Source organism: Phenylobacterium sp., assembly GCF_020253645.1.
Taxonomy (GTDB): domain Bacteria; phylum Pseudomonadota; class Alphaproteobacteria; order Caulobacterales; family Caulobacteraceae; genus Phenylobacterium.
This window is the reverse complement of sequence record NZ_JADCBG010000020.1, coordinates 1-18,550: the sequence shown is the minus strand read 5'-3', so window position 1 is coordinate 18,550 and position 18,550 is coordinate 1. Positions and strand designations below refer to the sequence as shown.

Sequence of the window (18,550 nt, the reverse complement as noted above, 5' to 3'; positions counted from 1 at the left end):
GGTTCGGAACGAGGCGGTGGCGCAGGCGAGACGACGGGTCTGGCCGGGGGTTCGGTGGCGGCAGGGGGGCGGACGGCTGGCGCCGGCGCAGGCGCCGGCGGCTGCGGCGCGGAGGGCGTAGCGGGGCGCTGAGCGGGCGCCTGCCCGGGCGCGGGTCGCAGTTCCGGCGGGGCCGTAGCGGATGGATCCTCCAGAGGCGCATCCGTCTCCGGCGCTACGGCTTCGGGCTGCGGTGCAGGGGGCCGCGCTGGCGGCGCCGGCGGTGGAGTCCGGACCGTCTCCCGGATCGGTCCGCGATCCCTGGCTCCATCGGGCAGGATCAGCCTCTGGCCGGCACGGAGCGAGGCGGTCGTCCTCAAGTCATTGGCGGCGGCGAGGGCGCGAGCCGTCACGCCAAAGCGCCGCGCAACCACGTTGAGCGTATCCCCGCTGACGACGATATAGGCCCGCTCTGTCCGGGAGGGTCCCTTCAGGACCTGCCCGGGGCGAAGGGGATAAGGCGGCGCAAGGCCATTGAGGCTGGCCAGTTCGCGACGAGACAGACCAAGGCGACCGGCGATCTCGTCGACAGTGTCTCCACTCCGGACAGTGTAGGTCACCGCCCGACCCCTGACGCTCACCACCCGGCCGCCCGCGAGCACTCGCACCGTCGTCGCGCCAGCCTCGGTTGCGGCATCCACCGGGGTCTCAGGCTCGCCCCTGGCGCGGGCAGTGTCTGCGGGCGGGGCGGACGGCCTGGCGGCCGTCGTTGTCGGGCGTATGGGACCCCGGTCGCGGTAGCCCTGCGGCAGGGTCAGCCTTTGCCCGGCGCGAAGAGAGGCTGTGGGCCTCAGGCCATTCGCCGAGGCCATTTGCCGAGTCGTGACGGAAAGCCGGCGGGCGACGGCTTCGAGGCTGTCGCCCGCCGCCACCACGTAGACCCGGCGCGTCTCAGGGGGGCCCTTCAGGCTGCGACCGACACTCAGGGTGTAGGGCGGCTTGAGATCATTGAGTTCCGCCAATTCCCGGCGGGTCATTCCAAGCCGGGCGGCGATCCCGTCCACCGTATCGCCGCTTCTGACGACATAGGTCGACGCCCCGCCCGTGACGCTGATGATACGACCTGCAGCCTGCATGGCGGCGGCGCTCCCCGCGTCCTGACCTGGGCCCGGAATCCTCAGCCTCATCCCGGCGTCGATCCTCGCCCCGGCGCCCAGGTCATTGGCCTCGGCGATGGCCTCGGCAGGGACGCCGAACCTGCGGCTGATGCCGAACAAGGTGTCGCCCCGCTGCACCGTGTAGGTATCGCCAGAGGCCTGCAGCAGGGCCAGCCGGACGGGCGCTGCGTCGCTGCGCAAAGCCTCCTGAGCCCCAGAGGGTGCTGCGAGGCCGCCGAGCGCCATTGACGCAGCAAGCATCAAGGCGGTCCGGTTGAGATAACTGCTCATCGCCGCTCCGGCTCTGTTCACCCAGTCGGCGCCGCGATTCGGACCTGCGACGCAGTCCTCATTCACGACCCCAAAAAATCGTCACCATTTGGGCGGGCTCAGGACTCCTTCGCCACACCCTCCAGCAGCGGCACGAACCTGACTTCCGTCAGGGTCTCCATCGTGAAGCCACCCTCCCCATCTCCGACATAACGGTTCAGGTTCTGGACAGGCCCGCGCCCCACCGGCGCCACCATTATCCCCTTCGGCTTGAGTTGCGCTAGCAGGGTACGCGGATCATCCGGAGCGGCGGCCGTGACCATGATCCGGTCAAAGGGCGCCTGCTCGGGCCAACCCTGCCCGCCATCGCCAAACCGCGTGACCACGTTGGTCAGCCCCAATTCGCGGAAACGGGCCTCCGCCGCGGACAGGAGGGTCCGGTATCGCTCCACGGAGTAGACCAGACGAGCCAGCTTGGAGAGGATGGTCGTCTGATACCCAGATCCCGTCCCGATCTCCAACACCCTCGACCGCCTCTCGATCTTCAACGCCTGGGTCATCAGGCCAACGATATAGGGTTGGCTTATGGTCTGGCCGCAGGCGATGGGCAGGGCCTGGTCCTCGAAGGCGCGCTCCTGGAAGAGTTCCGGCGTGAAGAGGTCCCGCGGCGTGGTGGCGATAGCCGACAGGACGGCCGGGTCGGACACCCCCTGCTCCCGCAGGGTCTCCATCAGGCGGACGTGTCTCGGATCGGCGGGCGTCTGGGGGCGGCGCGCCATCGTCAGGCCCTCGGGGGGGCGCCGCCCAGGAGGCCGCGCATCCTGTGAACGGTTTCGTTGTGGGTGAGATCGATATGCAGCGGCGTCACCGAAATACGGCCGTCATAGATCGCCCGGAGATCCGTGCCGTCCGCCGGGGCCGAGATCTCACGGCGGAAGCCCATCCAGTAGTAGGTCTCGCCCCTCGGATCGGTTCGCTGGACCGCCTGACGTACATGAACGTCCCTGAAGGTCTGGCGGGTGACCTCCACCTCCCGGATCTGTGAGGTCGGGCGGGAAGGGAAGTTGACATTCATCACCACATCGGACGGCCAGCCTATCTCCACCAGGCGGCGGATGATGCCGGGTCCGAACTGTTCTGCGGGCAGGAAGACCGGTTGGTCGGCCATATCCTCCCCCGGCGTCGGCCAACTCATCTGGGACAGGGCGATGGCCGGGACGCCAAGGGCCATGCCCTCAATGGCGCCAGCCACTGTACCGGACATGGTGACGTCTTCAGCCAGGTTGGCCCCACGGTTGACGCCGGACAGGACAAGGTCAGGCCTTAGCCCCCCCAGGAGTTCCGTGATGGCCAGCATGACGCAGTCTGTCGGCGTCCCCGTGGTCGCAAACCGCCGCTCGTCGAGGCGTCGGACCCGAAGTGGTTCGGCAAGGGTCAGGGAGCGGCTGGCGCCGGACTGCTCATACTCCGGCGCACAGATCCAGATGTCCTCGCTCAGGACCCTTGCGATCCGCTCAAGGGAGACGAGACCTTCTGCATGGATGCCGTCGTCGTTGGTCAGGAGGATGCGCACGGGGTCAGGCGGCCCGGTCGATGTGGGTGAGGCCGCCCATGTAGGGCTGGAGCGCCTGGGGGATGGCGACCCGGCCGCCCTCGTCCTGATAGTTTTCAAGCAGGGCCACGAGTGTGCGGCCCACGGCGAGCCCGGAGCCGTTCAAAGTGTGGACATACCTTGCGCCCTTCTCCCCCGGCGACTTGGCGCGGGCCTCCATCCGACGCGCCTGGAAGTCACCGCAATTGGAGCAGGAACTGATTTCACGATATCTGCCCTCGCTGGGCAGCCAGACCTCCAGGTCGTAGGTACGGCGGGCGCTGAATCCCATGTCTCCGCGGCACAGGAGCATGGTCCTGAATGGGAGTTCCAGGCGCTTCAGGACCGCCTCGGCGCAGGCCACCATGCGCTCATGCTCCAGGTCGGACTGGTCGGGTTCCGTGATGGAGACGAGCTCCACCTTGTAGAACTGATGCTGACGGATCATGCCGCGCGTGTCCCTGCCCGAGGCGCCCGCCTCGGAGCGGAAACAGGGGGTCAGGGCGGTGAGACGCAGAGGCAGGCTTTGCGCCGAAAGGATCTGCTCCCGAACGAGGTTTGTCAGGGAAACTTCAGCGGTTGGAATGAGCCAAAGATCGTCCGTGGTCCGGAACAGGTCTTCCGAGAACTTGGGAAGCTGGCCGGTGCCGTAGACCGCCGCGTCCCGTACGAGAAGCGGGGGGGAAACCTCGGTATAGCCGTTCTCCAGGGTCTGGATGTCCAGCATGAACTGTCCCAGCGCCCGCTCCAGCCTGGCAAGCCGCCCCTTGAGGACGACAAACCGAGCTCCGCTCATGCGTGCGGCCGCCTCGAAATCCATCAGTCCAAGCGACTCGCCCAGGTCGGCGTGGCTCCGCGCAGCCTGGACGGCGAACGGCTCTCCCCATCGCCGGACTTCGACATTGTCACTCTCGTCGTCGCCGTCGGGAACGTCCGGAGCTGGCAGATTCGGAAGGCCGGCGAGAAGCTCCTTCAACGCCTGCTCTGCATCGCTCTCCCGCTTCGAATCATCCGCAGCCTCGGACCTCAGGTTCTCGACCTCAGCCAGAAGAAGCGCAGCTTGCGCCTCGTCCTTCGCCGCCTTGGCCTGACCGATGCGGCGGGAAAGATCGTTTCGGCGCGCCTGAGCGGCCTCCGCCGCCGTGCGCGCAGTGCGGGCGAGCTGGTCGAGCCTCAGCGCCTCCTGCGCCGCCCCGGAACGCCCCTTCGCCGCCCACGCCTTCTCGAAGAGGTCGGGTGATTCACGAAGGGCTCGGATATCGTGCATGGAAAGGGAGTCTCTCGGGTGCTTCGCATTGTCTAGTGCGCGTCGCCGGGGGCGCCAACCACCCGCGACCGGGTTCCGACGATCGCCTCTTCGGGCTCCTCATCCCGCCTGCGGAACTCGATGATCCGGACGCACCAGCTCGCGACTTCGTAGAGCAGGATGATGGGCAGAGCGAGCATGAGCTGGCTGATGGGATCCGGCGGCGTGACGACCGCGGCGACGACAAAGATCGCAACGATCGCATAGCGGCGGAACTCCCGAAGCGCCTGGGAACTGACCATTCCCGCAAGGCCAAGCAGGGTGAGGACAACCGGCAACTGAAAACAGAGCCCAAAGGCCATGAGCAGGGTCATGACGAGAGTGAGGTAGTCGGAGACCTTCGGAAGCAACTCCACAGTGATTGTGCCTGAACCGAGGATTTGCTGTGAGAGCGAGAACCAGAGGACGAACGGAAAGATGAAGAAGTAGACCAGCGCCGCTCCCAACGAGAAGAGGACCGGCGAGGCGATCAGGAACGGCAGAAAGGCCCTGCGCTCGCGCTTGTAGAGCCCCGGCGCCACAAAGCCGTAGACCTGGCTGGCGAGGATCGGAAAGGCAAGTATGATCGCCCCGAAACCCGCCAGCTTGAGCTTGGTGAAGAAGAATTCCAGTGGGGCTGTGTAGATCAGTTTCAACTCCTGGCCCTGGAGCGGGGGCATGTCCTTCAACCCCATCAGGACCAGCAGAAGGTCGAAAGGCCCGCCGCCCGAGCCGGAAACCCCCGCGGGCTTGAGATGAAGCGCGACCATGAGCCCGTCCCAGAAGCCGGACTGGGAAGCGGTGGCGGCGGCGGCCTTCTGAGCCGCCAGAATCCCAGCGGCGGCCTCGTAGGGTCTGAGCAGGACCCGGTAAATGTCGTCGGCAAAGGCGAAGCAGACGATGAAGGCCAGGAATACGGCGATCAGCGACCGGATCAGCCGTTGCCGCAGCTCGACCAGATGGTCGAGGAGGGGCGCGCGCGACGCCTCGATCTCGTCGTCCGGATCCTCGACCGCGCTCATTCCGCTTCCTCCGAGGTCGTTTTCGGCCGCCTGGATCTTCGCGCGGCCGGGCCTGGCTGAGGCTCGGGATCCGCGAGCGAAGCCTGGGGCTCCTCGGCGTCACTCTGCTCCGCCGGCGCGCCACCGAAGGGCGGGTGGAACTGGAGATCGGCGCCCCTGAGGCTGTCGTCGATTTCCCTGAGGACCTGGTTCACCTCCGCCGTCTCGCTGGTCAGCAAGGCGCCCTGGGACTGGCGCATGGCCTCGACTTCCCGCCTCAGCTCGTCGAGTTCCGACTGCCGCGCCATGTCGTCAAAGCTCGCCCGGAACTCCGCCGCCATCGAGCGCAGGCGACCGACCCATTCCCCCAGCTTCCGGAGCATGACGGGCAGGTCCTTGGGGCCGACCACGATAAGGGCCACCGCGGCGATCAGGAGATATTCAAGCCCGCCGACTTCGGGAAGCATGACCAGGTCCTAGCAGTAGTATGCCCACGCCTTCGGCCTGGGAATTTCCGATGCCGACCGGATCAGGGCCGGGCGTCGTCCTTGGGAGCTTCCACCTTGGTCGCCGCGGTTTCAGCGGGCGCCTCGGGCTCTGCACCTTGCTTCAGGCCTTCGCGGAACGCACGGATACCCTTCCCGGCGTCGCCGAGCAGGCCGGAAAGCTTACCCCGCCCTCCGAAGAGGATCAGGACCACCACTGCGACAATGATCCAGTGGATCGCAGACATTCCGCCCATTTTCCGACTCCTCAGTGGGTGCGGGCTCGGCGCCCGGATCGCCCTTCAGTATTATAGACGCCGGGACCGGTGAGCGCCAAGCCTCAGCCGTCGTCGCTCGCCCTACTCCCGGCCCCGGAGGCCCCACCGAGGAAGTCCATGTGGAATTCAGGGGCAGCGTCGCCGTCTTCGATCGGATCCTCCTCGGCCTCTCCGGCGCCCGGCGTCGGAACCGCAAAGTCCGGCGGGAGATCGAGGCTGAGAAGGCCAGCCGCACGCATATCCGCAGCACCGGGAAGATCCGCCAGGCTGGCGAGGCCGAAGGTCTCGAGGAAGGCGTCGGTCGTGCCGTAGGTGACCGGCCGCCCCGGAGTCCGCCGTCGCCCCCGCATCCGCACCAGCTTCAGCTCAAGCAGGACATCCAGCGTACCCCGGCTCGCCTGGACCCCCCTCACGGCCTCGATCTCGGCGCGTGTGACGGGCTGGTGATAGGCGATGATGGCCAGGGTCTCCTGTGCGGCGCGGGAGAGCCGGCGAGGCTCCTCGCGCTCAAGGGTCATCAGAAAGGCGAGGTCCGGAGCGGTCTGGAAACGCCAGCGATCACCTACGCAGGCCAGTTCGACGCCGCGTCCGGCGTACCGGGCCCTGAGTTCGGCGATACCCCTCTCCACGTCGGACCCTTCCGGAAGACGCCTCGCCAGGTCATCCAGACTGAGCGGACCTGCCGCGGCGAAGAGCAGCGCCTCGATCCGGCGTTCCGTCTCCGCAGGATCAGGAGCCGAAACAGTGTCCATGCCTTCGGTCACGCTTCAGTCCCGCGACGGGTACGCAGGTAAATGTCCGCGAAGGGCTCCAGCTGCCTGGCTTCCAGAGCGCCTTCCCGAACGAGTTCGAGACTGGCCGAGAGGGTGGAGGCCACAAAGGAGGCGCGGCTGGGGGAAGACGCGGCCGCGGGGTGCGGGGCGAGCCCGTTCAGAGAAGTCCAGCGGGCGAGTTCAGGCAGAAGACTGCGAAGACGCTCACGGGCGGCCTCGAGCGGATAGGCCCTGGGGAGCTCTGGACGGTAGCTGCGGGCGTCAGAGCGCCGCCTCTGGCTCACATAAGCCTGCATGAGCCCATAGAGATCCCCCTCGAGCCGGGTGGAGGGAACAATCTGGAGGGCATCCGGGTCGCCCCTGACAAAGACGTCCCGGCCGAGCTGGGGCCGGGCGCGCAAGGCCTCCGAGGCCCGACGCATCGCGTCAAGCTTGGCGAGGCGGAAGGCCAGCTGAGCGGCGACCTCCTCCGCTGGCGGCTCCTCCTCGCTGGCCCGTTCCGGACGCGGCAACAACAGACGCGACTTGAGGAAGGCGAGCCAGGAGGCCATGACCAGATAATCCGCAGCCAGAGCGAAGCTGCGCCGGCGGGCCTGTTGGACGAAGGCCAGGTATTGCTCTGCGAGGCGGCTCACTGAGATCCGAAGGAGATCAACCTTCTGGCTCCTCGCCAGGGCGAGGAGGACGTGCAGGGGGCCTTCATAGCCGTCGACATCGACAATCAGGGCGTCTCCGGCGAGGGCCGCGCCCTCCGCCGCGTCGAATTCCAGTTGGGGCTGAAAATCCCGGGCGTCGCTCATGGGCGGGCACTCGCCAGCAGGGCGTCGAAACGACGTTCCGCGTCCTGGCGATCAAGGGGTTCCGGCCGACCCGGAATCCGCGCCAAGGCCGCCGCGGCCCTGCGCGCGGCCAGCCCGGAGAGCGCCGGCACGCCGGCGGCGACGCTCTTCATCTCCGCCATGTCGCCATTGCAGTGAAGAACCACGTCACACCCAGCAGAAAGGCTCTGGCGGGCGCGCATCGTCATGCCGCCGTCTAGGGCCTGCATGGAGAGATCATCGCTCATGATCACGCCGGAGAAACCGAAAGCATTCCTCAGGACCCCCTTGATCACAGCCCGTGAGGTGGTGGCGGGCCGGCGCGGGTCGAGGGCGAGGTACTTGACGTGTGCGGTCATGGCCAGCGGCATGTCGGACAGCACCTGGAAGGGAACGAAGTCTGTCCGGCGCAGAGTCTCCAGCGAAGTCTCCACCACCGGCAGGTCGAAGTGACTGTCCGAGGTGGCGCGCCCATGCCCGGGGATATGCTTGATCACGGGAAGTACGCCGCCGGCCAGGAGCCCCTCGGCCATGGCCCTCGCCAGGAAGGCGACCTCGTCAGGGGCCTCTCCGTAGGCGCGATCTCCGATGACGTCATGGGCGCCGGGTTGGGGAACATCCAGAACGGGCGCGCAGTCGACGTTCACGCCGAGGGCATGGAGGTCGTCTGCGATCAGGCGGGCGCCGAGGCGGACCGCCTCGCGGCGCACATGCGGGCCGCCGGGCAGCCGGGCGAGGATCCGGGCCGGCGGATAGCGACGCCAGTGCGGCGGACCGAAACGCTGGACCCTGCCGCCCTCCTGATCGATCAGGATCGGAGCGTCCGGTCTCCCGACAATGTCGCGAAGCGCCCCCACCAGACCCCGGACCTGGTCGGGCGCTTCGATGTTGCGCGCAAAGAGGATGAAGCCCCAAGGCTGAACATCCCGGAAGAAGGCGGCTTCCTCAGCGCTCAGCCGGGGTCCTGCGAGGCCGTAGATGGCGGCGGAGGTTGTCATCTCACGAAGCAGGACTTGCCGGCGGCCTTGAGGCGGTCACAGAAGGCCTGGGCTGCGGCGCGATCCGGAAAGCCGGTCACAGTGGTCCTGAAGAGGGTGGCGCCGTCCCGTTCGACCCGCTCGATGCGCTTGCCCCGTCCGGAGCCTCCCGCACTTGCGACGGCTGCGGCCCATTCCCGGTCGGCGATCGCCTCGGACGAGAAGGCGCCGATCTGAACGCCCGCTCCTGCGCCCGCCGCTGCAGGCCGCGCCGGCGGCGTCTCCGGCCGCACGGGTGGCGGAGCCGGTCTCGGCGGCGGCTTCTGCGCCGGCTGAGTCGTCGGCGCGGGGCTGGGAGGCTGAGCGGCGGGCTTGGGCAGTACGGTCACTGCTGCCGGAGGAGGCGACGCGACGGGGGGCGGCGCTGCTGGCGAGGTCATCGAAACCGCCGGTTCCGGCTGTCTCGGCAGGGGCTGCTCCGGCGGCGGCGTGAAGTTGGGCTGCAGCGGAGGCGGCTCCCCCTCGGCCTGCTGGTAAATCCTGAGGCCCGCGGCCGGGTCCACATCGCCCCCGGCATTCGGCGCAGGCGCGCGAATCTCGCCTACCGGCTCTCCAATGGCCCTGGGAGCCCGCGCGCCCTCAGAGAGGCCGCCCTGATAAAAGGCGAAGACAGCCGCCGCGAGGGCGAGGAGCAGAAGGACCGACAGTATCAGGGTGAGTGGCGCTGGACCCCGCGGCGGGGCGGAGTCCCGCCTGTCGAAGGCCAGAGGCTCGTCATGTGGCGGTCCGCCGCCGCGATCATGGTGAGACATGTCCAGTCGTTCCCTTGGCGACCCGAATCACCCCGAGCCTCAACCCCAGCGGACAGTCTAGCCGCCGGGGGCGTGGTCTCGCACCCCGGACATGGTCAGCTCCAGGCCTCGAGCTGGAAGAGGCGCCTGTGCTCCTCGATGGCGAACCGGTCTGTCATGCCCCCGATATAGTCACAGACGCTGCGGGCCCGGGCCGCATCGTCCGCCCCTTCGAGGCCGGCGTAGATATCTGCCGGCAACACATCGGGCTCGGCCATGAAGAGCTGGAACATTTCGGCGAGAATCCGGCGGGCCTGGCTGCGGGTGCGGTTGACCCGCCAGTGCCTGTACATCCGGTTCATGAGGAACTCTCGCAGGGCCGACAGGTCTTCCAGCATGGGCCGGGAAAAGGCCACGAGCGCGTGGTCCAGGCCTCTGACGGCCTCGGCCGAGGCAACACCGGTCTCAGCCACGCGGCGCGAGGTCTCGGCGATGACGTCATCCACCATGGCGCCGATCATCCGCCGCACGGCCTCCATGCGCACGATGGAGGCATCAAGGCCGGGGTAGTCACGCTTCACGCCATGCAGGATCGGGCCGATCAAGGGCACGTCGAGCAGGTCCTCCAGAGTGAAGATCCCCGCCACGACACCGTCATCGACATCGTGGTTGTTGTAGGCGATGTCGTCGGCCAGAGCCGCGACCTGCGCTTCCGCCGAGGCCCATCCGCCAAGCTCGAGATTGTAGTCCCTGTCGAATTCGGCCACCGCGCTCCAGGAAGGACGCTCAAGGCGGGCCGTCACCGGGCCATTGTGCTTGATGACCCCTTCAAGCGTCTCCCAGGTCAGGTTCAGGCCATCCCATCGCGGATAGCGGCGCTCCAGACGGGTGACGACCCGAAAGGTCTGAACATTATGGTCGAAGCCGCCATAGGGCTGCATGGCGGAGTCCAGTTCGTCCTCTCCCGCATGGCCAAAGGGCGGGTGGCCGAGGTCGTGGGCCAAGGCGATCGTCTCGGCGAGGTCCGCCTCCAGGCCGAGGGCCGTCGCCACAGAGCGGGCGATCTGGGCGACCTCCAGGGAGTGGGTGAGCCGGGTCCGGAAATGGTCCCCCTCGTGCGCTACGAAGACCTGGGTCTTCTCCTTAAGCCGGCGAAAGGCGGTCGTGTGGATGATGCGGTCCCGATCCCGCGCAAAGGGGGTGCGGGTCCGGCTCTCGGGCTCCTCATGGCGGCGGCCGCGCGAGGCGGCGGCGCTCTGGGCGTAGGCGGCGCGTATCACGGCCATGCGATCGTCGGCTCCTGGAGATCGGCCCCTTCCAAGGCGGCCAAACCGGGCTCATATAGAGCACTATGGCCAAGGATGCAGTCTTGAACGCCCCGGACCTCTCCCTTTCCCCTGCGGCGGCGCGGCGGATCACTGAGCTGTCGCGCCTTGAGGGGCGGTCCCTGATGCTCCGGATCGGGGTCGACGCCGGCGGCTGCTCGGGCTTCCAGTACCAGTTCGACCTCGTGGAGGCGGCTGCGCCCGACGACCTGAGGATCGAGCGCGATGGCGCCACGGCCCTGGTGGACGAGATCAGCCTGGTCCTGCTCAAAGGTTCCGAGATCGATTTCGTTGACGAACTGGCCGGGGCGGAGTTCAGGGTGCGCAATCCCAACGCTCGCTCGAGCTGTGGCTGCGGCGTCAGCTTCTCGATCTGACCCGTGCGGATCGCCACCTGGAACGTCAATTCCATCAACGCCCGTCTTGAGACGGTGCTGCGCTGGTTCGAAGCCGAGCGCCCGGACGTCGCGTGCCTGCAGGAGATCAAGTGCGTCGACGAAAAGTTCCCCGCCGAGGCCTTCGAGCGGTTGGGCTACAATGTCGCAGTCCATGGGCAGAAGACCTACAACGGCGTGGCCCTCCTCAGCCGGACGCCGCTGGAGGACGTGACCCGGGGGCTCCCCGGCGATCCGTCCGACGAGCAGGCCCGGTACATCGAGGCCGTGGTGTCGGGTTCCCGGCCCGTGCGGGTGGCTTCCATCTACCTGCCCAACGGCAACCCCGTCGGGTCCGAGAAGTTCGACTACAAGCTGGCCTGGATGGACCGACTGCGCCGCCACGCCGCCAGTCTGCTGGTGCTGGAGGAGGCCGTCGCCCTGATGGGCGACTACAATGTCATCCCCGGCCCGCTCGACGCCGCACGTCCTGAAGAGTGGACGAGCGATGCCCTGTTTCAGCCCGAGAGCCGCGCCGCCTTCAGGTCGCTGCTCTGGCTCGGATACAGCGAGGCCTGGAGCGAAGCCGGGACAGGGCCCGGCGGCTACACCTTCTGGGACTACCAGGCCGGCGCCTGGCCGAGGAACAACGGGATCCGCATCGATCATGGTCTCCTGTCGCCGCAGGCGGCTGATCGCCTCGTGTCCTGCAGGATCGACCGGGACCCGAGAGGCTGGGACAAGCCTTCCGACCATACGCCAGTCGTCGTCGAGCTAAGTCTCTAGAAATCATCGGAAGATTGTAAGTCCCTCATTTCAGCAATAGTCGAAGGCGGGAAATCGGCCCTTAAACCTCGCAGTCGCAAGGTCACGCCCGCATCGTGACTGAAGCTTGAGCCTTGGACGTTCTGTTCGTTGAAGACAACGAGATGAACCGGCGCGTCCTGAAGGACATGCTGGGCGTCGCAGGCGTGGCGATGGCTGAGGCCCCCGAGGCCGAGACCGGGCTGCGCATGATCGACGAGGGCGAATACGATCTCATCCTGATGGATCTGCGGATGCCGGGAATGGATGGGCTGACGGCGATCCGGCATATCCGGGCGCGCGCGGATGCAAAGGCGAGACTGCCGGTTATCGTCATCACCGCGGACACCACCCAGACCATCCGGGAGGATTGCCTCGCCGCAGGGGCCGACGATGTGGTGCTGAAACCCGTATCGATGGACCTGCTGTTCGACTCCATTGGGCGGAACCTGACCAACCGCGGGGATGAAGGCCCGATCCTCGCCTAGCAGTTCCTTGACAGCGTAAGGCCATGGCCGCAGCCTTGCACCCTCAAGATCGGGGGAGGCGACACGCGTGACTCAACTCATCCTGGCCAGTGCGGCCTTTCTGCTGATCCACCTCTGCGTGTCCGGCACGACGGTGAGGGACCGCCTGGTCGCCCGCCTCGGTGAGGGCGCCTATCTCGGGCTCTTCTCCCTGGCCTCGGTCGGCATTCTCGTCTGGATGCTGATGGCCTATGGCGCCGCTCGCGCAGGCGGGGGCAACCTTGTCTGGTGGAGCGTGAACAGTGCGACCCTCCATCTTCAACTCGTCATCACTCTGGTCGCCTTCCTGCTGATCGTGCCCGGCGTCATGGCGCGCAACCCAGGGGCGGTGGGGCAGACCGGAGCGCTTCAGGACCCTGACCCGGTGCGCGGGATCCTGAGGATCACCCGCCACCCCTTTCTTTGGGGTGTCGGCATCTGGGCGGCAGGGCACCTTCTGGTGAACGGGGACCTCATCTCCTTGATCCTGTTCGGCTCCCTCGGGATCCTGGCCATAGGCGGCGCAGCCAGCATTGACGCCAAGCGACGCCGGTCCCACGGCGAGGCCTGGGCGGTCTTCGAGGCCAAATCATCGTTTGTCCCCTTCGCCGCAATCCTGGCCGGACGGCAGACCCTGAAGCCCGCAGAGTTCGCCCTGCCCGCCCTGATCGCCGTGGCGGCCTATGTCGTCGCCCTTCTGGCGCACCCGCTGATCGCGGGAGTCCCCGCCCTGCCCTGATCGGTCAGGCGAGGGGCTTCTTGCGAAGGTCAGATGTCCGCGTAGACGTGGCTCTCACCCGCCATGCCGGGATGCGTGACCGCACCCTCGTGGGCCGGCCCGACGATCTGGGCGTACTTCCAGAGGGCGCCTGAGCCGTAGTCGGTCTTGCGCGGCTTCCAGGCCTTGCGACGACGCTCGAGCTCCTCTGGCGCGACCTCGAGGTCCAGGACTCCGGCGTCGGCGTCAATGTTGATGATGTCGCCGTCCTGGACCAGGCCGATGGGACCGCCCATCTGGGCCTCCGGACCCACATGGCCGATGCACAGGCCGCGGGTGCCCCCCGAGAAGCGGCCGTCGGTGACCAGGGCCACCTTGTCGCCCCGCCCCTGCCCGCTCAGGGCCGCGGTGGTCGACAGCATCTCCCGCATGCCGGGACCGCCCCGGGCGCCCTCATAGCGGATGACCAGGACGTCGCCGTCATTGTAGTCGCCGCGCTCGACGGCCTCGAAGCAGGCCTGCTCGCCGTCGAACACCCGGGCCGGACCCCGGTGCGAGCGGTGCGAGGTCATGCCCGCCACCTTGACGATCGCGCCGTCCGGGGCGAGCGAGCCCCAGAGCCCCACCACGCCGCCGGTGGGCGAGAGCGGGTTGGAGACCGGCCGGATGACCTCCTGGTCGTCCCGCCAGACCACGTCCTTCACATTCTCGGCAATGGTCTTGCCGGTCACGGTCATGCAGTCGCCGTGGATATAGCCGCCTTCCAGGAGGGTCTTCAGCAGCATGGGCATTCCACCGGCCTCGCCCATGTCCTTGGCCACGAAACGGCCGCCCGGCTTCAGGTCGGCGATATGCGGCGTGCGCTGGGCGATCTCGGCGAAGTCGCGAAGTGTGAACGAGATGCCGCACTCGTGGGCCATGGCCGGAAGGTGCAGGGCCGCGTTCGTGGAGCCGCCGGTGGCGGCCACCACCGCCGCGGCGTTCTCGAAGGATTTCCTGGTCACGATGTCGCGCGGCCGCAACTGGGTCGCGATCAGGCGCACAACGGTCTCGCCGGAAGCGACGGCGTAGGCGTCCCGGCTCAGGTAGGGCGCCGGAAGGGCCGCCGAGAGCGGCAGGGCGAGGCCGATGGCCTCGGAAACGCAGGCCATGGTGTTGGCGGTGAACTGGCCGCCGCACGCGCCGTCCGACGGACAGGCGTGCTGCTCCAGCGAGCAGAGATCCTCCAGGCTCATCTTGCCCGCCGAGTGCTGGCCGACGGCTTCGAAGACATCGACCACGGTCACGTCCCGACCCTGCCAGGATCCCGGCAGGATAGATCCGCCGTACAGGAAGACGGACGGCACGTTCAGGCGCAGCATGGCCATCATCATGCCCGGCAGGGACTTGTCGCAGCCGGCTATGCCCACCAGGGCGTCGTAACCATGGCCCCTCATGGTCAGTTCGACGGAGTCGGTGATGACGTCGCGGCTGACCAGGGACGAGCGCATGCCCTCGTGGCCCATGGCGATACCGTCCGTCACGGTGATGGTGCAGAACTCGCGCGGCGTGGCGCCTGCCTTCTTCACCCCTTCGGAGACGGCGTGGGCCTGGCGCATCAGGGCGGTGTTGCAGGGCGCCGCCTCGTTCCAGCAGGAAGCCACGCCCACGAAGGGCTGGGCGATCTCGCGGGTGCCAAGTCCCATGGCGTAATAGTAGGAGCGGTGCGGCGCCCGGGCGGGTCCCTCGGTCACGTGCCGGCTCGGCAGGCGGGACTTGTCCCAGCTTCCATCGGGGTTGCGGGTCATGGCGTGCCTCCAGATGATGTCGGATTTCTCCCTAGCCGCAGGGTGAGCCGGTTGGAAGCCCCGCCCGCGACAGAGCGGCCAGAGCAGGCTAGATTGAGATCATCGGGGGGGGAGATCAGGATGCAGGAACCGAAGGCGGACAAGTCTCGCCTGCGCTCGATCCTCGCCGGATCGGCGGGAAACATGGTCGAGACTTTCGACTGGTTCGTCTACGCCGCCTTCGCCCTCTACTTCGCGCCGGTCTTCTTCCCGAAGGGCGACCAGACAGCCCAGCTTCTCGGATCAGCGGCCGTCTATGCCGTCGGCTTCCTGGCGCGACCCTTCGGGGCCTGGATCATGGGTCTCTACGGCGACCGCGCAGGTCGACGGGCGGCCATGGTCGTTTCGGTCAGCCTTATGTGCCTGGGATCGCTGATCATCGGCCTGTGTCCGGGTTACGCCCAGATCGGCCTCGCCGCGCCCGCCATCCTCGTCCTGGCGCGGATACTGCAGGGCGTCAGCATGGGCGGCGAGTACGGGGCCAGCGCCACCTATCTCTCCGAAATGGCCTCCCGGGACCGGCGCGGCTTCTGGTCCGGCGTCTTCTACAGCACCCTGATGAGCGGCCAGCTGATGGCGCTGTTCCTGCTTCTGGCTCTGACCGCGATCCTGCCGGCGGAGCAGATGAACGCCTGGGGCTGGCGGGTGGCCTTCCTGATCGGCGCCCTGCTCGCGACAGTGGTGCTCCTGCTGCGGCGGGGCATGGACGAGACCCCGTCCTTCAAGGCCCGTGACAATTCGCGGACAGCCACCTGGCGGTTGATCAGCGATCATCCCAGAGAGACCCTGATGGTCTTCGGCCTGACCGCGGGAGGTACGCTCGCCTACTACACCTTCGGGACCTACATGCAGAAGTTCCTGGTCAACACCTCGGGCTTCTCGAAGGACCAGTCGAATCTGATCACCACCGCCGCCCTGGCCGCCTTCATCCTGATGCAGCCTCTGGCGGGCGCCCTCTCCGACAGGTTTGGCCGGCGGACCCTGCTCCTGGGGTTCGGCGTGGGGGGCGTGATCATGACCTGGCCGGTCCTCTCCACGCTCGCAGTGACCCAGGAGCCCCTGACCGCCTTCCTCCTGGTTCTCGGAAGTCTCGCCGTGGTCAGCGGGTATACGTCGGTCAGCGCCATCGTGAAGGCCGAGATGTTCCCCACCGAGATCCGCGCCCTGGGGGTCGCCCTGCCCTACGCCATCGCCAACGCCTTGTTCGGCGGGTCCGCGGAGTTCATCGCCCTGAGCTTCAAGAAGGCAGGGTTCGAGCCCGGCTTCTACGTCTATGTCACCGCCGTGATCGGCGTTTCCCTGGTCACGTACCTCTTGATGCCGGAGACCCGGCGGACCAGCCGCATCATCGAGGCCTGACCCGGATCAGACGTCCTCAGGCACGTTGAAGCTCCGGGGATCCAGCCCCGCCATCTTTCTTCGCCAGGCGATCTCGTACGCCGCCTCTACCTGCCGTCGCGTGCGGTCGGTGTCGAAGAGAGGTGCGCCAGGGAGGTTCGCAGCCAGTCGCGTCCTGAGCGCCGAAAGCTTTTCCGGGTTCCGCGCGAGGTCGAGGGCCAGGGCGCGGTAATCCTCCAGAGAGCCGGTGACCAGATCCGGGAGACCGGTCGCCCTCAGAAGTGAGGCGGCCACACGGGCTGCGAAGCTGCGCCCCGTGCAGGTCACAAGGGGCAGTCCGGCCCAGAGGGCGTCACTGGCGGTCGTATGGGCGTTGTAAGGCAGGGTGTCTAGGAAGAGGTCGGCCAGCCGGTGCCGCGCCAGGTGCTCCGGAAGGGGCGCCTTGGGTGCAAACACCAGACGCTCCGGGGCCACTCCGCGGGCCCGCAACTCGTGTCGCAGGTTGTCCTCAATGACTGCATCGCCTCCCAGCAGCCACAGCACCGAGTCCGGAACGTCCCGCAGAAGACCAGCCCAAATGTCGAAGACCGGGGGGGTGATCTTGTAGCTGGCGTTGAAGCAGCAGAAGACGAAGCCGGCTTCTGGCAGACAGGCTTCGGAGCGGGTCGGCGTCGTTTCGGCGATGCGACGACGGTCGTCGTTCGGCTGGTAAGCGAAAGGAAGCCGGATGATCTTCTCGTCGTAGTGGTCGGACTCCGCCTCTGGGATGACGGTGGAGTCCGCCAGGATGTAGTCTGCGGTCAGGGACCCCATGGCCCCGGGATACCCCAGATAGTTGATCTGCACTGGCGCGCACCGCCGCGCGAAGATCCCGGGCCGGCAATGGGTGGTGTAGCCATTGAGATCAATGGCGATGTCGATCTCGGCCGCCCTGATGGCCTTGGCGATCGCGGCGTCGTCCAGGCTGGCGACATCATTGAAGACATCGCAGGCGGCCCGGACACGGGCGCGCATGTCATCCTCGACGGACGGCGGCAGGGCGTAGGCGTGAATCTCGAACCGGTCACGGTCGTGACGCTCCAGCAGCCCCACGAGGAGCTGTGCGACGGCGTGCACCCTCAGATCGGAGGAGACATAGCCGACCCGGATGCGGTCGTGGCGGTAGGTCTGACCGGTCCAGACGGCGGGCGGCCAGTCCGGGAAACGGCCCTTCAAGTGGGTGCGGACGCAGGCCATCTGGTCGGCCGGGTCATCGTTGTGGGCCAGGAAGGTGAAGGGGATGGTCACCGGCTCCCCGCGCCGCACCCCGTCCCGAACCTCCGCCTGAAGGACCCCGAAGTCACGCCAGTCGCAGCATCGCATCTGCTGGTCCAGCAGGGCGCCGGTCAGGTCGGGGAGCGAGGGCTCCAGGGCCCGGGCGGCCCTGTAGGACTGCACCGCCTCGGCGTGTCGCTTGAGAGCGGAGAGCAAATGTCCCCGGTTCGAATGCGCGAGGGCGTAGCCCGGCTCGGCGGCGACCGCCGCGTCCAGGGCCGCGAGCGCTTCAGTATTGCGTCCGAGGGACCTGAGGGCGTTGGAACGCAGGTTGTGGGCGTCACCGGACTGGGGCCGCAGCGCCGCCGCCCGCGTGGCGAAGTCGAGGGAGCGGACATCGTCATTGAGGGACCGGTAGGCCCGGCTGAGGCCGAGCAGGGCGTCGACCCGATCGGGCTCCCGCTCCGCCAGTCCGGTCCAGATTTCGATCGCCTCGCGCGTGCGGCCGAGGGACCGGAGGGCGACGCCCAGGTTGTAGGCGGCATGCCCATGGCCGGCGCGGGCGGCGAGAATTTCCCGGTAGACAGAGGCAGCCTCCCCCGCCCGGCCGGCCCGATGCAGCCCGACCGCGGCGTTGAACCGGCCCTCGACCTCCTCCTCGGTCACGCGGAAGTCGGGGCTGACAGGGCGGCTTCGACCGCAGAGACGATTTCCGGCGCCTGGGGGTCCGTGCGGGGTCCGAAGGCGGCGATCAGCTGGCCGTCGCGGCCCACGAGGAGCTTGTGGAAGTTCCACGCCGGATCGGCCGCCTCGCCCAGGGTCTCGAGCGCCCACTTGTAGAAGGGGTGAGCCGTGGCGCCCTTGACATCTTCCTTGGCGGTGAGCGGGAAGTCGATGTTGAACCGGGTCTCGCAGAAGGCCTTGATCTCGGCCTCGGTCCCCGGCTCCTGGCCCATGAACTGGTTGCAGGGCACGCCCAGCACGGTGAGGCCCTGATCCC

General features: G+C 67.6%; 19 protein-coding genes and 1 pseudogene. 5 read left to right on the top strand and 15 right to left on the bottom strand.

Features of this window, described 5'->3' with window-relative positions; translation table 11 throughout:
* The 12 genes and pseudogenes from INE98_RS01305 to INE98_RS01250 form a co-directional block, all read right to left on the bottom strand.
* Positions 1 to 1,427, bottom strand: a 1,427-nt coding sequence (locus INE98_RS01305; RefSeq protein ID WP_293535965.1) for a LysM peptidoglycan-binding domain-containing protein, incomplete at its 3' end; no start/stop codon positions are given.
* Positions 1,428 to 1,525: 98 nt separating this feature from the next.
* Positions 1,526 to 2,185, bottom strand: coding sequence for a protein-L-isoaspartate(D-aspartate) O-methyltransferase (locus tag INE98_RS01300; protein ID WP_293535964.1), 660 nt, complete (start codon positions 2,183 to 2,185; stop codon positions 1,526 to 1,528).
* 2 nt (positions 2,186 to 2,187) lie between these two features.
* Positions 2,188 to 2,979: a 5'/3'-nucleotidase SurE gene (gene surE / locus INE98_RS01295; RefSeq protein ID WP_293535963.1), complete on the bottom strand. Its 792-nt coding sequence runs from the start codon at positions 2,977 to 2,979 to the stop codon at positions 2,188 to 2,190.
* A gap of 4 nt (positions 2,980 to 2,983) precedes the next feature.
* The gene (serS, locus tag INE98_RS01290) at positions 2,984 to 4,264 is read right to left on the bottom strand and encodes a serine--tRNA ligase (protein ID WP_293535962.1); all 1,281 of its coding nucleotides are present in this window, start codon (positions 4,262 to 4,264) and stop codon (positions 2,984 to 2,986) included.
* A gap of 32 nt (positions 4,265 to 4,296) precedes the next feature.
* Positions 4,297 to 5,304: a twin-arginine translocase subunit TatC gene (gene tatC, locus INE98_RS01285; protein ID WP_293535961.1), complete on the bottom strand. Its 1,008-nt coding sequence runs from the start codon at positions 5,302 to 5,304 to the stop codon at positions 4,297 to 4,299.
* 233 nt (positions 5,305 to 5,537) lie between these two features.
* Positions 5,538 to 5,750 (bottom strand): annotated as a pseudogene (gene tatB, locus INE98_RS01280) (Sec-independent protein translocase protein TatB); the annotation flags it as partial.
* A 62-nt stretch (positions 5,751 to 5,812) separates the two neighbouring features.
* A complete protein-coding gene (gene tatA / locus INE98_RS01275) occupies positions 5,813 to 6,025 on the bottom strand; it encodes a twin-arginine translocase TatA/TatE family subunit (RefSeq protein WP_293535960.1) in 213 nt (70 codons plus the stop codon).
* Between the two features lie 83 nt (positions 6,026 to 6,108).
* Positions 6,109 to 6,798, bottom strand: coding sequence for an SMC-Scp complex subunit ScpB (gene scpB, locus INE98_RS01270; RefSeq protein ID WP_293535966.1), 690 nt, complete (start codon positions 6,796 to 6,798; stop codon positions 6,109 to 6,111).
* Between the two features lie 8 nt (positions 6,799 to 6,806).
* Complete coding sequence (locus INE98_RS01265; protein WP_293535959.1) at positions 6,807 to 7,619, bottom strand: ScpA family protein; 813 nt, start codon at positions 7,617 to 7,619, stop codon at positions 6,807 to 6,809.
* Positions 7,616 to 8,635, bottom strand: a complete 1,020-nt coding sequence (gene nagZ, locus INE98_RS01260) for a beta-N-acetylhexosaminidase (RefSeq protein WP_293535958.1) — start codon at positions 8,633 to 8,635, stop codon at positions 7,616 to 7,618. Before nagZ ends, INE98_RS01265 begins: the two co-directional genes overlap by 4 nt.
* On the bottom strand, positions 8,632 to 9,426 hold the full coding sequence (locus INE98_RS01255; RefSeq protein ID WP_293535957.1) for an SPOR domain-containing protein: 795 nt from the start codon (positions 9,424 to 9,426) through the stop codon (positions 8,632 to 8,634). The genes nagZ and INE98_RS01255 overlap by 4 nt, the downstream gene beginning before the upstream one ends.
* Positions 9,427 to 9,521: 95 nt before the next feature.
* The gene (locus tag INE98_RS01250) at positions 9,522 to 10,691 is read right to left on the bottom strand and encodes a deoxyguanosinetriphosphate triphosphohydrolase (protein WP_293535956.1); all 1,170 of its coding nucleotides are present in this window, start codon (positions 10,689 to 10,691) and stop codon (positions 9,522 to 9,524) included.
* Positions 10,692 to 10,774: 83 nt separating this feature from the next.
* Between INE98_RS01250 and INE98_RS01245 the strand changes: the two genes are divergently transcribed.
* The 4 genes from INE98_RS01245 to INE98_RS01230 all read left to right on the top strand — a co-directional run bounded on the left by INE98_RS01245 (position 10,775) and on the right by INE98_RS01230 (position 13,153).
* Complete coding sequence (locus INE98_RS01245) at positions 10,775 to 11,107, top strand: iron-sulfur cluster assembly accessory protein (RefSeq protein WP_293535955.1); 333 nt, start codon at positions 10,775 to 10,777, stop codon at positions 11,105 to 11,107.
* 3 nt (positions 11,108 to 11,110) lie between these two features.
* Entirely contained in the window at positions 11,111 to 11,890 is a 780-nt protein-coding gene (gene xth, locus INE98_RS01240; protein WP_293535954.1) for an exodeoxyribonuclease III, read from the top strand.
* A 113-nt stretch (positions 11,891 to 12,003) separates the two neighbouring features.
* On the top strand, positions 12,004 to 12,396 hold the full coding sequence (locus tag INE98_RS01235; protein ID WP_293535953.1) for a response regulator: 393 nt from the start codon (positions 12,004 to 12,006) through the stop codon (positions 12,394 to 12,396).
* A gap of 67 nt (positions 12,397 to 12,463) precedes the next feature.
* Positions 12,464 to 13,153 (top strand): NnrU family protein, encoded by a 690-nt coding sequence (locus tag INE98_RS01230; RefSeq protein ID WP_293535952.1) that lies wholly within the window; start codon positions 12,464 to 12,466, stop codon positions 13,151 to 13,153.
* A 29-nt stretch (positions 13,154 to 13,182) separates the two neighbouring features.
* On the opposite strand, the gene ilvD is transcribed toward INE98_RS01230, so the two are convergent.
* Complete coding sequence (gene ilvD, locus INE98_RS01225) at positions 13,183 to 14,919, bottom strand: dihydroxy-acid dehydratase (RefSeq protein WP_293535951.1); 1,737 nt, start codon at positions 14,917 to 14,919, stop codon at positions 13,183 to 13,185.
* Positions 14,920 to 15,039: 120 nt separating this feature from the next.
* On the opposite strand from ilvD, the gene INE98_RS01220 reads away from it, so the two are divergent.
* Positions 15,040 to 16,317: an MFS transporter gene (locus INE98_RS01220; RefSeq protein ID WP_293535950.1), complete on the top strand. Its 1,278-nt coding sequence runs from the start codon at positions 15,040 to 15,042 to the stop codon at positions 16,315 to 16,317.
* Positions 16,318 to 16,323: 6 nt separating this feature from the next.
* Here the strand turns inward: INE98_RS01220 and INE98_RS01215 are convergent, their stop codons facing one another.
* Together INE98_RS01215 and INE98_RS01210 are read right to left on the bottom strand one after the other, a co-directional pair.
* Positions 16,324 to 18,216 carry a tetratricopeptide repeat protein gene (locus INE98_RS01215; RefSeq protein WP_293535949.1) on the bottom strand — a complete coding sequence of 631 codons (1,893 nt, stop codon included), beginning with the start codon at positions 18,214 to 18,216 and terminating at the stop codon, positions 16,324 to 16,326.
* Positions 18,213 to 18,550: glutathione peroxidase (locus INE98_RS01210; RefSeq protein ID WP_293535947.1), on the bottom strand; the 338-nt coding region annotated here is incomplete at its 5' end. The genes INE98_RS01210 and INE98_RS01215, both read right to left, overlap by 4 nt.

What these genes read in the sequence shown, in the direction of transcription:
- INE98_RS01220 (WP_293535950.1), top strand. Translation starts at nt 15,040, where the DNA reads ATGCAGGAACCGAAGGCGGACAAGTCTCGCCTGCGCTCGATCCTCGCC.
- scpB (WP_293535966.1), bottom strand. Translation starts at nt 6,798, where the DNA reads ATGGACACTGTTTCGGCTCCTGATCCTGCGGAGACGGAACGCCGGATC.
- nagZ (WP_293535958.1), bottom strand. Translation starts at nt 8,635, where the DNA reads ATGACAACCTCCGCCGCCATCTACGGCCTCGCAGGACCCCGGCTGAGC.
- INE98_RS01265 (WP_293535959.1), bottom strand. Translation starts at nt 7,619, where the DNA reads ATGAGCGACGCCCGGGATTTTCAGCCCCAACTGGAATTCGACGCGGCG.
- tatC (WP_293535961.1), bottom strand. Translation starts at nt 5,304, where the DNA reads ATGAGCGCGGTCGAGGATCCGGACGACGAGATCGAGGCGTCGCGCGCG.
- ilvD (WP_293535951.1), bottom strand. Translation starts at nt 14,919, where the DNA reads ATGACCCGCAACCCCGATGGAAGCTGGGACAAGTCCCGCCTGCCGAGC.
- serS (WP_293535962.1), bottom strand. Translation starts at nt 4,264, where the DNA reads ATGCACGATATCCGAGCCCTTCGTGAATCACCCGACCTCTTCGAGAAG.
- INE98_RS01300 (WP_293535964.1), bottom strand. Translation starts at nt 2,185, where the DNA reads ATGGCGCGCCGCCCCCAGACGCCCGCCGATCCGAGACACGTCCGCCTG.
- INE98_RS01255 (WP_293535957.1), bottom strand. Translation starts at nt 9,426, where the DNA reads ATGTCTCACCATGATCGCGGCGGCGGACCGCCACATGACGAGCCTCTG.
- INE98_RS01250 (WP_293535956.1), bottom strand. Translation starts at nt 10,691, where the DNA reads ATGGCCGTGATACGCGCCGCCTACGCCCAGAGCGCCGCCGCCTCGCGC.
- tatA (WP_293535960.1), bottom strand. Translation starts at nt 6,025, where the DNA reads ATGGGCGGAATGTCTGCGATCCACTGGATCATTGTCGCAGTGGTGGTC.